This is a genomic window from Corynebacterium gallinarum (assembly GCF_014837045.1).
Lineage (GTDB): Bacteria > Actinomycetota > Actinomycetes > Mycobacteriales > Mycobacteriaceae > Corynebacterium > Corynebacterium gallinarum.
Window position 1 is genome coordinate 305,247 of record NZ_JACSPR010000002.1, and the last position, 15,559, is coordinate 320,805.

Here is a 15,559-nt window from a genome sequence, read left to right on the forward strand (position 1 = left end):
GATTTTCAACCTCGCGGTGGTTCTTCCCCGACTGCAACGTTGTGTACACCAATAACGGGGAACGCGTCTACCAGGTTTTTCTCCTGGTCGAGATCGATTCCACAGTGGAGAACCTCCTTGCCCATCCCCCTGGGAGCTTCCACTACCCGGGGGCCACGCTTTCTTACCCCGCGGCCTGGGAGGAGCTGGATGCCACCCAGATCAGAGACTGCCTCTGGCATGCCCTGGATGAATGGTTCACCTATTTTGATTACCATGTGGTGTTCGAGATCGACCAGGTGGAGTACAACCGGGGACAGGAACCCGGTGATCTTCGGGTCGGATGCCAGCTGGAGGGGTTCTCCACCCGGCACAATATCCAGTTTCTTCACGAACTGGATGCAAAGCCCTCCTGATCCCAACCTCCACTAGCCTGGCTGCTATGACCATTCCACTGATTGATCTCCCACCCATCGGTTTCGGCACGGTCCACCTCGACGGTGCCGCCGGTGTGCAGGCGATGGTGTCCGCCATCCGCACCGGGTACCGGCTCATCGACACCGCCTACAACTATGAAAATGAAGACGCGGTCGGTGTCGCGATCCGCGAATCCGGCGTGCCCCGCGATGAGCTCATCGTCACGAGCAAACTCCCGGGACGCTTCCACGAGTTCGATCTGGCACGCCCCCGCATCGAGGAGAGCCTCTACCGCCTGGGCCTGGGCCACATAGATCTGCTGCTCATCCACTGGCCCAACCCCGCCCGCGACCTCTACGTGCAGGCGTGGCAGGCGCTTATCGACGCCCGCGACCGCGGCCTGGTCCGCCACATCGGGGTGTCCAACTTCCTGCACGAACACATCGACCGCCTCGACACCGAGACCGGCGAGCTGCCGGTGGTCAACCAGATCGAGCTCCACCCCTATTTCCCACAGGTCGAGCAGGTGGAGTGGCACAACGCCCACGGTATCGTCACCGAGGCGTGGAGCCCGTTGAGCAACGGGCGTGGGCTTGTCGACGAACCCCTGCTCACCGACATCGGCCGGCGCTACGGCGTAGGTGGCGGCGAGGTGGCCCTGGCCTGGCACCACGCCCGCGGCATCGTGCCAATCCCCCGGTCCACCAATCCGGAGCGTCAGAAATCCAACCTGGAGGCGGTGCACCTCACCCTCACCGATGAGGAGGTCGCGGCCATCACCGCGCTGGGTCGCCCCGATGGGCGCATCAAGGATCAGGATCCGGCGGTCTACGAGGAGTTCTGATCCCTGCCGTCTCAGCCGATGCGCTCGGCCAGGAGTTCCGCCGTCACCCCATCGCCCTTCACCGAGGGGTGCCAGGGCATGCCGAGGGACGGCACCCGGGCATCGACAACACCATTGACCCAGGGATCCGCCGTACAGCTGCTGTGCCCGCTGGTGGCTGCGCGCAGATCCACATGCTCCACCGCCAGGATCTCCGCGGCACCACTGATGGCCCCCTCCAGCCGTTCCATGAAGGACACCAGCGCCCAGGCATCCGGTTTACGGATATCCACACCACCCAGGCGCACGCAGATCTCCCCACCGGTGCGTGGCAGGTACTCCTGGTACCCCATGAGCGTGATGGTGGCATTCGGGGCGTAGTAGCGCAGGTAGTCGATGACCGGTGCCATGCGCTGCGCGTAATACTCAGGGGTCACCGCCGCGGGGTCCTGCATGGTGCCGGCGGCGATCGCCCGGTCACCACAGCCGTTGACCAGATCGGTGAGGCAGTTGATCACCGAGTACCGCAGACTGATGTCGGGGTTGCCCCAGTGGTCGTTCTTGCCGAACTGGATGATGATCTCCTCGGTGCGCGGCCCGATCGCACCGAGTGATTCGGCGTGGCGGACCTCATCGGAGAGATGCAGACCGTCTGAGTTGATGGAGGCGCCGTTGCAGGAGGCGTCGATAAGCTCTCCCGTCGGGAGGCCGAGGCGCACCTGCAGCTGGGCGGGCCAGGAACGCGCGCCCTTGAGACAGCCACGCTCGTCGGCGGTGAAGGGGGCGTTGGTGCCGGAGGAGTGGGAATCACCGAAGACCACCACGCGTGCCCCACCCTCCGGGGCGCGGGTGTCCGCGATCCCCTCAGAGGAGGTCAGCGCGCGCAGTGTCCTGGCGTCCTGTGCGTGGGCGGGTGCCACCCCGATCATCATCACTACCGCAACCAACGCCGCCACAACACGCGCGAAACCGAACCTGGGCATCAACATTTCTCCTTTTCCCCCGACTGCTGAAAAGATATTAGCAGTACAGCAGCCCCCGGGGATGCAAAAAGCACCCACCCTTCCGGGTAGGTGCTTTTCGTGTGTTCAGCCTATGACAGCTGTACTACTGCTTCTTGCCGTCTTCGCCCTTGAAAGGGAAGCCGAGCTCGCGCAGCAGTGCGCGACCCTCATCGTCGGTCACAGCGGTGGTGACGACGGTGATGTCCATGCCGCGAGGACGGTCGATCTTGTCGACGTCGATCTCGTAGAACATGGTCTGCTCGGTGAGGCCGAAGGTGTAGTTACCGTGGCCGTCGAACTGCTGGTCGGAGAGTCCACGGAAGTCGCGGATACGTGGCAGGGCCACGGTCAGCAGACGGTCCAGGAACTCCCACATGCGGTCGCCGCGGAGGGTGACCTTCGCGCCGATCGGCATGCCTTCACGGAGCTTGAAGTTGGCGATGGACTTCTTCGCACGGCGAAGCTGTGGCTTCTGACCGGTGATTGCGGTGAGGTCCTCGAGTGCGCCGTTGATCATCTTGGAGTCACGGGCAGCGTCGCCGACGCCCATGTTCACGACAACCTTGGTGACGCCCGGGATCTGCATGACGTTCGAGAAATCGAACTCGGTCTGCAGGTTGGGGCGGATCTCGTCCTGGTAGCGGGACTTGAGACGCGGGGTGTAGTTCTCAGCCATTAGATATCCTTCCCGGAACGACGAGAGACGCGAACCTTCTTGCCGTTCTCGTCAACGCGGAAACCAACACGGGTTGGGTTTCCATCGGCGTCGATGACCATCACGTTGGACACGTGGATGGGAGCTTCCTGGGTCACGATTCCGCCGGACTCTGCACCACGCTCGGGTGCGGAGTTGGCCACGTGCTTCTTGATGCGGTTAACGCCTTCGACCAGAACCTTGTCGGCCTTCGGGAAAGCCGCGATGACCTTGCCCTTAGCGCCCTTGTCTGGACCTGAGATGACCAGAACCATATCGCCCTTGTGGACCTTCATTCTTAAATCACCTCCGGTGCGAGAGAAACGATCTTCATGAACTTCTTCTCACGGAGTTCACGTGCGACAGGGCCGAAGATGCGGGTACCGCGTGGCTCGTTGTCGTTCTTGATGATGACGGCGGCGTTCTCATCGAAGGAGATGTAAGAACCGTCGGCACGACGGGTCTCCTTCTTGGTGCGCACGATGACAGCCTTGACGATCTCGCCAGACTTCACGTTGCCGCCGGGGGCTGCTTCCTTGACAGTGGCGACGATAACGTCACCAATGCCAGCAAAACGTCGGGTGGATCCACCGAGAACGCGGATGCACAGAATTTCACGTGCACCAGTGTTGTCGGCGATCTTCAGACGCGATTCCTGCTGAATCACTACTGGTCTCCTGACCTGGATTAATGTGTGCTGGATTTCCGTCCCAAACACACGTGGTCTTTGTCCTACCGGCGTCTACATACACTTGATTACACAAGGCAACGAACACTCACCAATGGTGGCGTCGAGGGGTCTCGGAAGCATGATTCGGAAAAGCACCACTACTTCCGACCTACGCAGACGACTCAGATATTTAACCACACCCCCGGTGCCTAATCCAAATAACGTGACACCCTGTCGCATGCGTGGTGGCAGGGTCTGTGCTATGGGAAACCGGTGCGCGAACACCCGCCACGCCCTACTATGGGGGTTCCCGCAGCCCTGTATGAGGAGAGCACCACATGGCAAGGAAGCACGCGCACGCCGTTCCCCTTGTTCTCACCGCTCTACTGCTTGCCGGGTGTGTGAACACACCCGACACCGCCGTCGACATCACCACCGGTGAGGTAGCTGTCGACGACACCACCACTCCCCCTCCCGTCGGCACCCCATCACGGCCTGCCGAGGTGCCGGAGGAGGACGTGCCGGATGAATCATCCGTCGACAAGCCCCCGGCGCCGTGCACCGACAACCCGATGGCATCCGACTTCGCCCCCTTCCTGGAACAGGGAATCATTCCTGTCGGCGCCCTGGGTGCCACACCGGACTCCACCGCCCCGGTCGACGATGTCTACTACCACTTCCAGATCGGCGAGAACGGCTACGATTCCTGCGCCGCCCTCAGCTACCTCGTGCTCAACGGGGCCAACGGCGATGCCGAGCGGTCCGCGGGTATCGGCGCCGCCATCCACGACGCGGTGGTCCTCTTCCACCGCGGTGAGATGATCAGCGCGCCCGCCCCCTTCCAGATGAAGACCGTGGAGAAGGTTACCCGGACCGCGGATGACCGCATCGAGGTGCTCTACGGCCATGCGGGGGGTGCCAGCGCCCAGGGGGTGACCGAGCGTCACCTGTTCACCTTCATCCACACCGGCGACGGCCTGACCGGGGAGGGCTCCCTGCCGGCCGACATCGATGACCATGCGAGGCTCGACCTGCAGCAGGCGAACCTGCCCTAGACCCAGGGAGGGACTTAGGGCAGCAGAAAACCCCACCCGGTGTAATACCGGATGGGGCTTGTCTCGAACGTATCCTCCCCGAGGGGAAGAAGCATTCAGTTACTGCTTAAGCAGACTACTTGGCCTTCTCGATGATCTCGATGAGACGGTAGTTCTTGTCCTTGGACAGCGGACGGGTCTCCTCGATGCGGACCAGGTCGCCGATACCGGCGGTGTTCTCCTCATCGTGAGCCTTGACCTTCTTGTTGGTGCGAAGGATCTTGCTGTACAGAGCGTGCTGCTTACGATCCTCGAGCTCGACCACGATGGTCTTCTGCATCTTGTCAGAAACCACGTAGCCGGTGCGGACCTTGCGGACGCCCTTTTCCTGGTTGTTCACGTTTGCCTCACTCATAATTAAGCCTCAGCTCCCGGAACGACGGACAGGCCCAGTTCACGCTCGCGGATAACGGTGTAGATGCGGGCGATGTCGCGCTTGACCGTGCGAAGGCGGCGGTTGTTGGTCAGCTGGCCGGTGGCGAGCTGGAAGCGAAGGTTGAACAGTTCTTCCTTAGCCTCGTTGAGGCGGTTGACCAGTTCTTCCTCATTGAGTTCACGGAACTCGTGTGCTGGGGTACCGATAGCCATTAGAGCTGATCCTCCCTCTTGACGATACGGACCTTGCAAGGAAGCTTCTGGCCTGCACGACGCAGAGCCTCGAGAGCCATAGCCTCATCCGGGTAGGACATCTCGAAGAGAATGCGGCCCGGCTTGACGTTGGCGACCCACTTCTCCACAGGACCCTTACCGGAACCCATACGAACGCCGAGTGGCTTCTGGGTCAGGGGGCGGTCCGGGAAGATGTTGATCCAAACCTTGCCACCACGCTTGACGTGGCGGTTGATGGCAATACGTGCAGATTCGATCTGACGGTTGGTGATGTAGGCAGGCTCGAGAGCCTGGATGCCGTACTCACCGAAGGTGACGCGGTTGCCGCCCTTGGAGATACCGCTACGGGTGGGGCGGTGCTGGCGACGGTACTTAACGCGCTTAGGGATAAGCATGTTTAGCCCTCCTGCTTCTGCTCAGCACGCTGACGGCGCTGGCCACCGCGACGCGGGCGTGCCGCATTGCGGTCGCCGCGGCCACGGCGCTCGGCCGGTGCGTTGATCTCGGACTCGCGACGGCCACCGACGACGTCACCCTTGTAGATCCACACCTTGACGCCGATGCGTCCGAAGGTGGTGTGGGCCTCGTAGGTGCCGTAGTCGATCTCGGCGCGCAGGGTGTGCAGTGGAACGCGACCCTCGTGGTAGCGCTCGGTGCGGGACATCTCGGCACCGCCGAGACGACCGGAGCACACAACCTTGATGCCCTTGACCTGTGGCTGGCGCATTGCGGACTGGATAGCCTTACGCATTGCACGACGGAAAGCCACGCGGTTGGACAGCTGCTCGGCGATGGACTGAGCCACCAGCTGAGCGTTGGCATCGATGTTCTTGACCTCGAGGATGTTGAGGGCAACCTGCTTCTTGGTGAGCTTCTCCAGCTCACGACGGATGCGGTCAGCCTCAGCACCACGACGGCCGATGACGATGCCGGGGCGTGCGGTGTGGATGTCAACGCGAACACGGTCGCGGGTGCGCTCGATGACGACGTCGGCGATGCCGGCGCGGTCGAGGCCCTTGGACAGGAAATCGCGGATCTTGATGTCCTCGGCGACGTAGTCAGCGTAGGACTGGTCGGCGTACCAATGGGACTTCCAGTCGGAAGTGATGCCCAATCGGAGGCCGTGTGGATGAATCTTCTGGCCCACTAGTTGGCTCCTTCCTTCTGGCTTTCAACGACCACGGTGATGTGGCTGCTGCGCTTACGGATCTGGAATGCACGACCCTGAGCACGAGGCTGGAAACGCTTCATGGTTGGGCCCTCGTCGGCGTAAGCCTCGGAGATGACCAGGGTGCGGGGATCCAGACCGAAGTTGTTCTCAGCGTTGGCGGCTGCAGATGCAACAACCTTCGCAACAGGCTCGGAAGCGGCCTGCGGAGCGTACTTCAGGATGGACAGCGCCTCGACAACGGTCTTGCCGCGGACGAGATCGATGACACGACGTGCCTTCATCGGGCTCACCCGGACGAAACGAGCGGTCGCGCGGGCGGAGGTGATGTTGTCACTCATCGCTTATCGACGTCCCTTCTTGTCGTCCTTGATGTGACCCTTGAAGGTCTTGGTCGGGGCGAATTCGCCCAGCTTGTGGCCGACCATTGCATCGTCGATGAACACCGGCACGTGCTTGCGTCCATCGTGGACAGCAAAGGTGTGACCGATGAAATCGGGGAGAATGGTGGAACGGCGGGACCAGGTCTTGATGACCTGCTTGGTGCCCTTTTCGTTCTGAGCATCGACCTTGTTGAGGAGGTGCTCATCGACGAACGGGCCCTTCTTAAGGCTGCGTGGCATTCTTCGTTACCTCCTCTTAGCGCTTCTTGTTCTTGTTGGCGCGACGGCGACGGACAATCATGTCATCGCTGTAACGCTTCGGGCTGCGGGTGCGGCCTTCCTTCTGTCCCCATGGGGACACAGGGTGACGACCACCGGAGGTCTTACCCTCACCACCACCGTGCGGGTGATCGACCGGGTTCATGACGACACCACGGACGGATGGGCGCCAGCCCTTCCAACGCATACGACCGGCCTTGCCCCAACGGATGTTGATCTGGTCGGCGTTGCCGACCTCACCGATGGTGGCGCGGCAGCGGATGTCGACGCGACGGATCTCAGTGGACGGCATACGCAGGATCGCGTAGGAGCCTTCTTTACCGAGCAGCTGAACGGAGGAACCGGCGGAACGAGCCAGCTTTGCACCAGCGCCCGGCTTCAGCTCCACGTTGTGGAGAGTGGTACCGGTCGGGATGTTGCGCAGCGGCAGGTTGTTACCCACCTTGATGTCGGCGTTGGCGCCGGACTCAATAACGGTGCCCTGGGTCAGACCCTTCGGAGCGAGGATGTAACGCTTCTCGCCATCGAAGTAGTGCAGCAGAGCAATGTTGGCGGTACGGTTCGGGTCGTACTCGATGTGAGCGACCTTGGCCAGCACGCCGTCCTTGTCATTACGACGGAAGTCGATGACGCGGTAACGGCGCTTGTGTCCACCACCGCGGTGACGGGTGGTGATGTGACCGTGAGAGTTGCGGCCGCCGGTCTTGGACAGCGGGCGCAGGAGAGACTTCTCAGGGGTCGAACGGGTGATCTCCGAGAACATGGAAACGGAGCTTGCGCGGCGACCCGGGGTTGTCGGCTTGTACTTACGAATAGCCATAATGTGTCCTTTTCTATCGACGTCTTAAGCGACGGAGCCGTTGAAGATGTCGATGGAGTCGCTGCCCTCACGAAGAGTGACGTAGGCGCGCTTGGTGGCCTTGCGGACACCGAAGCCGGAGCGGGAGCGCTTGCGCTTGCCCTCACGGTTGACGGTGTTCACGGAAGCAACCTTGACGCCGAAGACCTCTTCGACAGCAATCTTGATCTGGGTCTTGTTGGCGTCACGGGCAACGAAGAACGTGTAGACGTTCTGCTCCATGAGGCCGTAAGACTTCTCAGAGACGACCGGTGCGAGGATGATGTCGCGTGGGTTGGCGATGGTAGCCATTAGTTCTGCTCCTCCTGTGCCGCGCCGGTGGCACGGTTGATGAAGGTGTGGAGAGCCTCAACGGAGAACACGATGTCATCAGAGTTGAGGACGTCGTAGGTGTTCAGCTGATCAGCGGCCAGGATGTGGACGCCGGGCAGGTTGTTGGCACTCTTCTGTGCGTTGATGTCCTCACGGCCGATAACCAGCAGGACGGACTTACGCTCGGTCAGACGCTCGATGAAAGCCCTTGCAGACTTGGTCGAGGGAGCCTGGCCTGGCACCAGTTCGGAGATGACGTGGATGCGCTCGTTGCGAGCACGATCGGACAGGGCGCCGTAGAGGGCGGCCTTGATCATCTTCTTGGGGGTGCGCTGCGAGTAGTCGCGTGGCTTCGGGCCGTGGGAGATGCCACCACCGGTGAAGTGAGGAGCACGGATCGAGCCCTGACGGGCGCGGCCGGTTCCCTTCTGGCGGAATGGCTTACGGCCACCGCCACGCACCTCAGCGCGGGTCTTGGTGGAGTGGGTGCCCTGTCGAGCTGCTGCAAGCTGTGCGTTGACAACCTGGTGCAGCAGAGCGACGGAGACCTCACGGTCGAAAATCTCAGCAGGGAGGTCGACAGTGCCGTTGGTGGTACCTTCAGCAGTCTGGACGTCCAGCGTCAGATTGGTCATGCGTGTGCACCGCCCTTCACTGCGGTCTTAACGGTAACGATGCCGCCACGGTTGCCCGGGATCGCACCCTTGATCAGGATGAGGTTGGCATCGGCGTCAATCTTCTGAACCTTGAGGTTCTGGGTGGTGACGCGGTCATTACCCATGCGGCCAGCCATACGCTTGCCCTTGAAGATGCGGCCCGGGGTCGCAGCTGCACCGATACCACCGACGCGGCGGTGTGCAGCCTGGTTACCGTGGCCGGCACCCTGTCCGGAGAAGCCGTGACGCTTCATGGCGCCAGCGTAGCCCTTACCCTTGGAGGTACCGGTGACATCAACGAACTTAACGTCGTTGAAGATCTCCACGGTGACATCCTGTCCAACCTCGTAACCGGAGACATCGTCCATACGAATCTCGGTGACGTGGCGGCGGGGGGTAACGCCAGCCTTCTTGAAGTGACCAGACAGTGGCTGGTTCACCTTACGTGGGTCGATTTCGCCGAAGGCGATCTGGATGGCGTTGTAGCCATCGGTCTCAACGGTGCGAATCTGGGAAACAACGCATGGTCCAGCTTCAACGACGGTGACCGGGATAACACGGTTTTCCTCGTCGAAGATCTGAGTCATGCCGAGCTTGGTGCCCAGAATGCCCTTGATCTCGTTTTCACTCATTATTTATTCTCCGCTACCAAAGTTCCGTCGATCACTGAATGTTCACATCGACGCTGGCCGGAAGGTCGATACGCATGAGAGCGTCAACCGTCTTCGGCGTCGGGTCGAGGATGTCAATCAGGCGCTTGTGCGTGCGCATCTCGAAGTGCTCGCGAGAGTCCTTGTACTTATGGGGAGAACGAATAACGGCGTATACGTTCTTTTCAGTGGGCAAAGGCACCGGTCCTACGACTCGGGCACCCGTACGGGTGACCGTCTCGACGATCTTGCGCGCAGACGCATCAATCGCCTCGTGGTCATAGGCCTTGAGCCTAATGCGGATTTTTTGTCCCGCCACGCTAATCCTCTTCCTCGCTCGTCCCACATCTTCCATTTTTGGAGAGCGGTGGGAATTCGCTTCATTCTTTTCTCTATAACGTTGTCCGGGCTTGGGGCTCGGGCGCAACGCCAGTGTTTAACCTGACTGTCAATGTGTCTGACATGGATCACGGGCGCTGTACAAACAAACGCGCCACGGATCACCTGCACGTACCAATAATGGCGTGGTCAGGAAATCGGAAGGGACCGTGAAATATATCGCGTGGCCCTAACGTAACTGCCGCTGTTTATTTGCCATGCCCCTTCTCCGGTTCCGCCGTCACCGGTGCAAACCCGGCTTCAGGGGACCCTCTGGAGTTGAATCCCATCCGGACGAACCGAATGCTCCTCGACCCCGATGAAGGTGTCATGTTTGCCGAACCAGCGTCACGCTCATACTCACGGACATCCATCTGTGCAGGTGGATGCGCATGGCGATACGTGCCCTGTTAAGGCAACTCGACTAGTTAACCACATTGTCACCTGGAATACAAGCCCGAAATATGAGCTTTATCTGCGGAAAGTCCTGATGTGCCACTGATGCCCCCGCGGTGTTGCGGGCATCACCCACACCAGCCCCCGAATGACAAATCTGTCATTCGCACCTGCCCGGAAAACGACCCCCCGCCCCCGGCGCAGTGGCCGGGGACGGGGGGCGGTCGGGCGTCGACAAGCGTTGTGGGCTTATGCGTTGCCCTTCATCGAACCGGTCTCATCCAGGTTGATGTGGAAGCTGAGCGCATCACGCAGGTTGTGCGGGGTGTGCTGGTGCTTGTTCTGCTGGGCGCGCTCGAAGTACTCCTCCAGCAGCGGACGGTAATCCGGGTGCGCGACGGAGATCATCTTCGGTGCACGCTCGCGTGGGCTCAGGCCACGCAGGTCGGCGTAACCGTATTCGGTGATGACCACCATGGCGTCGTGCTCGGTGTGGTCGATGTGGGAGGCGAACGGCACGATCGCGGAGATCGCATCGCCCTTGGCCACCGACGGGGAGATGAAGGAGGACACGAAGGCGTTTCGGGTGAAGTCACCGGAACCACCGATGCCGTTCATGATGCGGGTGCCGGCCACGTGGGTGGAGTTGACGTTGCCGTAGATGTCGGCTTCGATCATGCCGTTGGAGGCGATCAGACCCATGCGGCGGATGACCTCCGGGCTGTTGGAGATCTGCAGTGGGCGCAGCACCAGGCTCTTGCGGTAGGTGCTGGCCTCGCGGTTCATCTTCTCCGCGTACTCCGGGGACAGCGCGAAGGAGGTGGCGGAGGCCTGGGTCATCTTGCCGGCGTCGATGAGATCGAGCATGCCGTCCTGGACCACCTCGGTGTAGGCCTTGATGTTCTCGAACTTCGAGTCGAGCAGACCGGCCATCACCGCGTTGGGGACGTTACCCACACCGGACTGCATGATGTAGCCGTCGTAGGTGAGGCGGCCCGCGCGGACCTCGCCCTCCAGGAAGTCGAGGAAGTTGCCGGCGATCTGCTTGGAGGTCTCGTCGAACGGCTTGAAGGGGCTGTTGCGGTCGGGGGAATCGGTCTCCACGACGGCGACGACCTTGTTGGTGTCGATGCGGATGAAGGTCTCACCGATGCGGTCGTTGACGTTGTTGATCGGGATGGGGGTGCGGTTCGGCAGGTGGGGGACGCGGTAGATATCGGCCATGCCCTCGAGCTCCAGGGACTGCCAGGAGTTGACCTCGATGATGATCTTGTGGGCGGACTCCAGGTACTCCACGTTGTTGCCCACGCCGGAGGACGGCACGAGGTGACCCTCCTCGGTGATGCGGCAGACCTCGACGATGGCGACATCCAACTCACCGAAGAAACCCTGCTCCACCTGCAGACCCGAGTGGGACAGGTGGATGTCCTGGTACTTCATGGAACCGGCGTTGATCTTGCCGCGCATCTCGGGATCGGACTGGTACGGCATGCGGTAGTTGATCGCATCCGCCTCTGCCAGGACACCATCACAATCCGGGGCGGTGGAGGCGCCGGTGAGCAGGTTGATGGCGTACTCATCGCCCTTGGAGTGGGCCTCCTTGGCGCGGTTGGCAATGGCGGTCGGCAGCGCCTTGGGGTAGGCCGCACCGGTGAATCCGGACATGCCCACGGTGTCACCGTTGTTGACGAACTGGGCGGCTTCCTCGGCGGACATTACCTTCGAACGGATTTCTGCGCTCGCGATTCTCTCAGACATGCTTACTCCTCATGGGTTTGCGCGTCAGCCTGTCGGTGTTGCTGACATCACACACCAGTCTGCCGAGTGAGCTAGGCTATTGCCATGTCCTATCGGCCATAAAACATGAAGAATCGGACATCCGCTACATGTGACCAGGATTTTCCGTCCCACGACCCACCCTATGGACCAGCCCATGAAGAAGATTGCCCTGCTGATCTACGACGGCGTGACCATGCTCGATGTCTCCGGCCCCGCCGAAACCCTGAGCCGCGCCGACGGTTACGAACTGACGCTGCTATCCCCCACCGGCGGTTCCGTCACCACCGCCGCGGGCATCACCCTGAGCGAAACCCGGCCCGCCGCAGAGGTCAACCCCCGCGACTTCAACACCGTCATCATCGCCGGCGCCGACGAGCTGCCCATGTCCCCCATTCCCACATCGCTTCTCGACGCCACACGTCACCTCGCCGACGGCCCCCAGCGTGTGGCCAGCGTGTGCACGGGGGCGTTCATCCTCGCCGAGCTCGGCTTCCTCAACGGCAGACGCGCCACTACCCACTGGAAGAACGCCCAGGATCTCGCCCGACGCTTCCCCCTCGTACGGGTCCAGCCCGACACCCTCCACGTCCACGACGGCAAGTACATCACCTCCGCCGGCATCACCGCCGGCATCGACCTCTCCCTCTCCCTCATCGAGGAGGACCAGGGGGCTGAGGTCGCCCGCAGCATCGCACGCGACATGGTGATGTTCATGCACCGCCCCGGCGGCCAATCCCAGTTCGCCGCCGCCACCCACTCCCCCTCGGTGAGCAACCCCATCCTGCAGACCGTCCTGGACACCATCCGCAGCCAGCCCGGGAAGCAGCACACCATCGCCAGCCTCGCCGAGGACGCGGCCGTCAGCCCCAGGCACCTCGGCAGACTGTTCCGCGAGGAGCTCGGCACCACCCCCACCTCCTGGCTGGAACAGTTCAGGCTGAGTATCGCCCAGCAGCTGATCCTGGATGGCAACACCGTCACCGCCGCCGCCCGCAAATCCGGATTCCCCAGCGACGACAGCATGCGCCGCGCCTTCGAACGCCGCCTGCGCAGCACCCCCTCCGAATACCGCGCGAGGTTCAGCTCCACCTTCCGGTCAACGGCCTAGCCCTCCAGGAAGAAACACTCGGTGACGGGCCCCAGCTCCAGTAGGCCGGTGGGCTGCTCGATCACCAGGGGCTCCCCCGGGGTGACGGTGATCAGTCGGGTCCACGGATGTCGGGCATGGTCAACGGCCCGGCGGGTTGGCGTGAACACGCTGAGGCTGCGGGACACCACCACAGAGGTTCCGTCCTCCACGCGGATGAGGAGCACGCGGTCGTCGAGAAGCTCCCGGGTCAACCCACCCAGGGAGGTCTCCTGCCGCAGCGGATGATCACTGACCCGTTCGATCCCGGTGACCACCCCCAGGCGGTGACGTACCTCCTCCCGGTCATCGATGAGCAGCGGACTGCCCACCTCACACCGGATGATCCCGCTGTACTCCCACACCCCCGGCTGGGAAAAGGCCCCCGAGGGGCCCGGGCGGCGGACCACCACGCGGTGGGGATCAATCATCACCCGACAATCCGGACCGGTGGTGTCCACGATGAACCGTCCGGTGGCCCCGTTTTCCACCCGCGGTGGTCTGCGGTGGCGCAGTTCACGGAGGGCCTCGACGAGGGTGTCATCATCTGTCCCCCATCCGATCCCCCGGTTCTGCAGGATGCCGAAGAGGGTGGCCAGTTCCAGATCCGGCTGGCCCTCCCAGGTAGCTCGGAGTTCCTCCAGGATGCGGGGGATGCGTGTGGGATCCTTCATCCGGTCGATGTTAGTCCACCGTTGTAGGCGAGCTGGCCATGGTGTGGTCTGTGCCTACTGCGGGGGTTGGCAAAAACTGTTGGTTTGTGATGGAAAGGGGGTGATATCGGGGTCCTGTGAGCACAAAACAACAGAATTTGTCATTCCCGGGTGCTGGTGGGACCTCCGCATGAACGAAATCGTTGGTTTGTGGTGGAAACGGACTGATGTCGGGGTCCTGCGGGTGCAAACCCACGTTTTCGTTCACGCCCCGGGAGGAGAAACAACAAGAAACAACAAGAAAGGCCCAGAGGAACAAGTCCTCTGGGCCTTTCTCAAGGGTTCAGATCGTCACGGTCATACAACCGCGGGATCTGAGGAGATCATTACTTGATGATCTTGGTGACGCGGCCGGCGCCAACGGTGCGGGAGCCTTCGCGGATAGCGAAACGCAGGCCCTCGTCCATTGCGACAGGCTGGATCAGGGTGACGGACATGTCGACGTTGTCGCCGGGCATGACCATCTCGGTGCCCTCAGGCAGCTTCACAACACCGGTAACGTCGGTGGTGCGGAAGTAGAACTGCGGACGGTAGTTGTCGAAGAACGGGGTGTGGCGGCCACCCTCATCCTTGGACAGGACGTAGACAGAGCCCTCGAACTCGGTGTGAGGGGTGTATGCGCCTGGCTTGATGATGACCTGGCCACGCTCGATGTCTTCGCGCTTGATGCCGCGGAGCAGCAGACCACAGTTGTCGCCAGCCTCAGCGGAGTCAAGCAGCTTGCGGAACATCTCGATACCGGTGACGGTGGACTGAACAGACTTTTCCTTGATGCCGATGATCTCGACGTCATCGTTGACCTTCAGGCTACCGCGCTCAACACGACCGGTGACAACGGTGCCACGGCCGGTGATGGTGAAGATATCCTCAACTGGCATCAGGAATGGCTTGTCGGTCTCGCGGACTGGGTCCGGAACGGACTCGTCGACAGCATTCATGAGCTCGATGATGGCGTTGGTCCACTTCTCTTCGCCGTTCAGGGCGCCGAGGGCGGAGATGTGAACGATCGGAGCGTCCTCGTCGTAGTCCTGCTCAGCAAGAAGCTCACGAACTTCCATCTCGACGAGCTCGATGATTTCCTCATCATCAACCATGTCGCACTTGTTCAGGGCAACGAGGATGTAAGGAACGCCAACCTGGCGGGCAAGAAGAACGTGCTCACGGGTCTGTGGCATTGGGCCGTCGGTAGCGGCAACCACGAGGATTGCGCCGTCCATCTGAGCGGCGCCGGTGATCATGTTCTTGATGTAGTCGGCGTGGCCCGGTGCGTCAACGTGTGCGTAGTGGCGCTTCTCGGTCTGGTACTCAACGTGGGAGATGTTGATGGTAATACCGCGCTCCTTTTCCTCAGGAGCCTTGTCAATCGCGTCGTAGGCGAAGGACTCGTTGAGGTCAGGGTAAGCGTCTGCCAGAACCTTGGTGATAGCCGCGGTGGTGGTGGTCTTACCATGGTCGACGTGACCGATGGTGCCGATGTTTACGTGGGGCTTGGTACGCTCGAACTTCGCCTTTGCCACTGTATGTCCTCCTGGACTTCGTGGTGGCTACGACTTTCGCAGCCACGAATTGG

Annotated in this window: 22 protein-coding genes; 4 read left to right on the forward strand and 18 right to left on the reverse strand. The window is 61.6% G+C overall.

Features of this window, described 5'->3' with window-relative positions; all coding sequences use genetic code 11:
• Positions 1–41: 41 nt before the first annotated feature.
• Positions 42–395, forward strand: coding sequence for a hypothetical protein (locus H9627_RS03955; RefSeq protein WP_225213444.1), 354 nt, complete (start codon positions 42–44; stop codon positions 393–395).
• A 26-nt stretch (positions 396–421) separates the two neighbouring features.
• The gene (locus H9627_RS03960) at positions 422–1,240 is read left to right on the forward strand and encodes an aldo/keto reductase (RefSeq protein ID WP_191732718.1); all 819 of its coding nucleotides are present in this window, start codon (positions 422–424) and stop codon (positions 1,238–1,240) included.
• Positions 1,241–1,251: 11 nt separating this feature from the next.
• On the opposite strand, the gene H9627_RS03965 is transcribed toward H9627_RS03960, so the two are convergent.
• The 4 genes from H9627_RS03965 to rplN all read right to left on the reverse strand — a co-directional run bounded on the left by H9627_RS03965 (position 1,252) and on the right by rplN (position 3,584).
• The gene (locus tag H9627_RS03965; RefSeq protein WP_404826192.1) at positions 1,252–2,151 is read right to left on the reverse strand and encodes an SGNH/GDSL hydrolase family protein; all 900 of its coding nucleotides are present in this window, start codon (positions 2,149–2,151) and stop codon (positions 1,252–1,254) included.
• A gap of 175 nt (positions 2,152–2,326) precedes the next feature.
• A complete protein-coding gene (rplE, locus tag H9627_RS03970) occupies positions 2,327–2,899 on the reverse strand; it encodes a 50S ribosomal protein L5 (protein ID WP_191732720.1) in 573 nt (190 codons plus the stop codon).
• A complete protein-coding gene (gene rplX, locus H9627_RS03975; RefSeq protein WP_191732721.1) occupies positions 2,899–3,213 on the reverse strand; it encodes a 50S ribosomal protein L24 in 315 nt (104 codons plus the stop codon). The genes rplE and rplX overlap by 1 nt, the downstream gene beginning before the upstream one ends.
• Positions 3,214–3,215: 2 nt before the next feature.
• The gene (gene rplN, locus H9627_RS03980; protein WP_011075030.1) at positions 3,216–3,584 is read right to left on the reverse strand and encodes a 50S ribosomal protein L14; all 369 of its coding nucleotides are present in this window, start codon (positions 3,582–3,584) and stop codon (positions 3,216–3,218) included.
• A gap of 341 nt (positions 3,585–3,925) precedes the next feature.
• Here rplN and H9627_RS03985 point away from each other — a divergent pair, with 341 nt between their 5' ends.
• Positions 3,926–4,642 (forward strand): LppP/LprE family lipoprotein, encoded by a 717-nt coding sequence (locus H9627_RS03985; RefSeq protein WP_191732722.1) that lies wholly within the window; start codon positions 3,926–3,928, stop codon positions 4,640–4,642.
• A 115-nt stretch (positions 4,643–4,757) separates the two neighbouring features.
• Here the strand turns inward: H9627_RS03985 and rpsQ are convergent, their stop codons facing one another.
• The 12 genes from rpsQ to H9627_RS04045 all read right to left on the reverse strand — a co-directional run bounded on the left by rpsQ (position 4,758) and on the right by H9627_RS04045 (position 12,129).
• A complete protein-coding gene (rpsQ, locus tag H9627_RS03990) occupies positions 4,758–5,036 on the reverse strand; it encodes a 30S ribosomal protein S17 (protein WP_191732723.1) in 279 nt (92 codons plus the stop codon).
• 2 nt (positions 5,037–5,038) lie between these two features.
• On the reverse strand, positions 5,039–5,269 hold the full coding sequence (gene rpmC, locus H9627_RS03995) for a 50S ribosomal protein L29 (protein WP_006769797.1): 231 nt from the start codon (positions 5,267–5,269) through the stop codon (positions 5,039–5,041).
• Positions 5,269–5,685, reverse strand: coding sequence for a 50S ribosomal protein L16 (rplP, locus tag H9627_RS04000; protein ID WP_006769798.1), 417 nt, complete (start codon positions 5,683–5,685; stop codon positions 5,269–5,271). The genes rpmC and rplP overlap by 1 nt, the downstream gene beginning before the upstream one ends.
• A gap of 2 nt (positions 5,686–5,687) precedes the next feature.
• Positions 5,688–6,437, reverse strand: a complete 750-nt coding sequence (gene rpsC / locus H9627_RS04005) for a 30S ribosomal protein S3 (RefSeq protein WP_191732724.1) — start codon at positions 6,435–6,437, stop codon at positions 5,688–5,690.
• Positions 6,437–6,799, reverse strand: a complete 363-nt coding sequence (gene rplV / locus H9627_RS04010) for a 50S ribosomal protein L22 (protein WP_191732725.1) — start codon at positions 6,797–6,799, stop codon at positions 6,437–6,439. The genes rpsC and rplV overlap by 1 nt, the downstream gene beginning before the upstream one ends.
• 3 nt (positions 6,800–6,802) lie before the next feature.
• The gene (gene rpsS, locus H9627_RS04015) at positions 6,803–7,081 is read right to left on the reverse strand and encodes a 30S ribosomal protein S19 (RefSeq protein ID WP_191732726.1); all 279 of its coding nucleotides are present in this window, start codon (positions 7,079–7,081) and stop codon (positions 6,803–6,805) included.
• A gap of 16 nt (positions 7,082–7,097) precedes the next feature.
• The gene (gene rplB, locus H9627_RS04020; protein ID WP_191732727.1) at positions 7,098–7,940 is read right to left on the reverse strand and encodes a 50S ribosomal protein L2; all 843 of its coding nucleotides are present in this window, start codon (positions 7,938–7,940) and stop codon (positions 7,098–7,100) included.
• A 24-nt stretch (positions 7,941–7,964) separates the two neighbouring features.
• Positions 7,965–8,270: a 50S ribosomal protein L23 gene (gene rplW / locus H9627_RS04025; protein WP_191732728.1), complete on the reverse strand. Its 306-nt coding sequence runs from the start codon at positions 8,268–8,270 to the stop codon at positions 7,965–7,967.
• Positions 8,270–8,926 (reverse strand): 50S ribosomal protein L4, encoded by a 657-nt coding sequence (gene rplD / locus H9627_RS04030; protein ID WP_191732729.1) that lies wholly within the window; start codon positions 8,924–8,926, stop codon positions 8,270–8,272. Before rplD ends, rplW begins: the two co-directional genes overlap by 1 nt.
• On the reverse strand, positions 8,923–9,579 hold the full coding sequence (gene rplC, locus H9627_RS04035) for a 50S ribosomal protein L3 (protein WP_191732730.1): 657 nt from the start codon (positions 9,577–9,579) through the stop codon (positions 8,923–8,925). The genes rplD and rplC overlap by 4 nt, the downstream gene beginning before the upstream one ends.
• A gap of 31 nt (positions 9,580–9,610) precedes the next feature.
• Positions 9,611–9,916 (reverse strand): 30S ribosomal protein S10, encoded by a 306-nt coding sequence (gene rpsJ / locus H9627_RS04040; protein ID WP_003854291.1) that lies wholly within the window; start codon positions 9,914–9,916, stop codon positions 9,611–9,613.
• 704 nt (positions 9,917–10,620) lie between these two features.
• Positions 10,621–12,129 carry an acetyl-CoA hydrolase/transferase family protein gene (locus tag H9627_RS04045; RefSeq protein WP_191732731.1) on the reverse strand — a complete coding sequence of 503 codons (1,509 nt, stop codon included), beginning with the start codon at positions 12,127–12,129 and terminating at the stop codon, positions 10,621–10,623.
• A 175-nt stretch (positions 12,130–12,304) separates the two neighbouring features.
• Here H9627_RS04045 and H9627_RS04050 point away from each other — a divergent pair, with 175 nt between their 5' ends.
• Positions 12,305–13,258 carry a GlxA family transcriptional regulator gene (locus H9627_RS04050; protein ID WP_225213445.1) on the forward strand — a complete coding sequence of 318 codons (954 nt, stop codon included), beginning with the start codon at positions 12,305–12,307 and terminating at the stop codon, positions 13,256–13,258.
• Here H9627_RS04050 and H9627_RS04055 read toward each other — a convergent pair.
• Positions 13,255–13,950 (reverse strand): hypothetical protein, encoded by a 696-nt coding sequence (locus tag H9627_RS04055; protein ID WP_191732733.1) that lies wholly within the window; start codon positions 13,948–13,950, stop codon positions 13,255–13,257. The genes H9627_RS04050 and H9627_RS04055 overlap by 4 nt on opposite strands.
• Positions 13,951–14,315: 365 nt before the next feature.
• A complete protein-coding gene (gene tuf / locus H9627_RS04060; RefSeq protein ID WP_191732734.1) occupies positions 14,316–15,506 on the reverse strand; it encodes an elongation factor Tu in 1,191 nt (396 codons plus the stop codon).
• Positions 15,507–15,559: the final 53 nt, after the last annotated feature.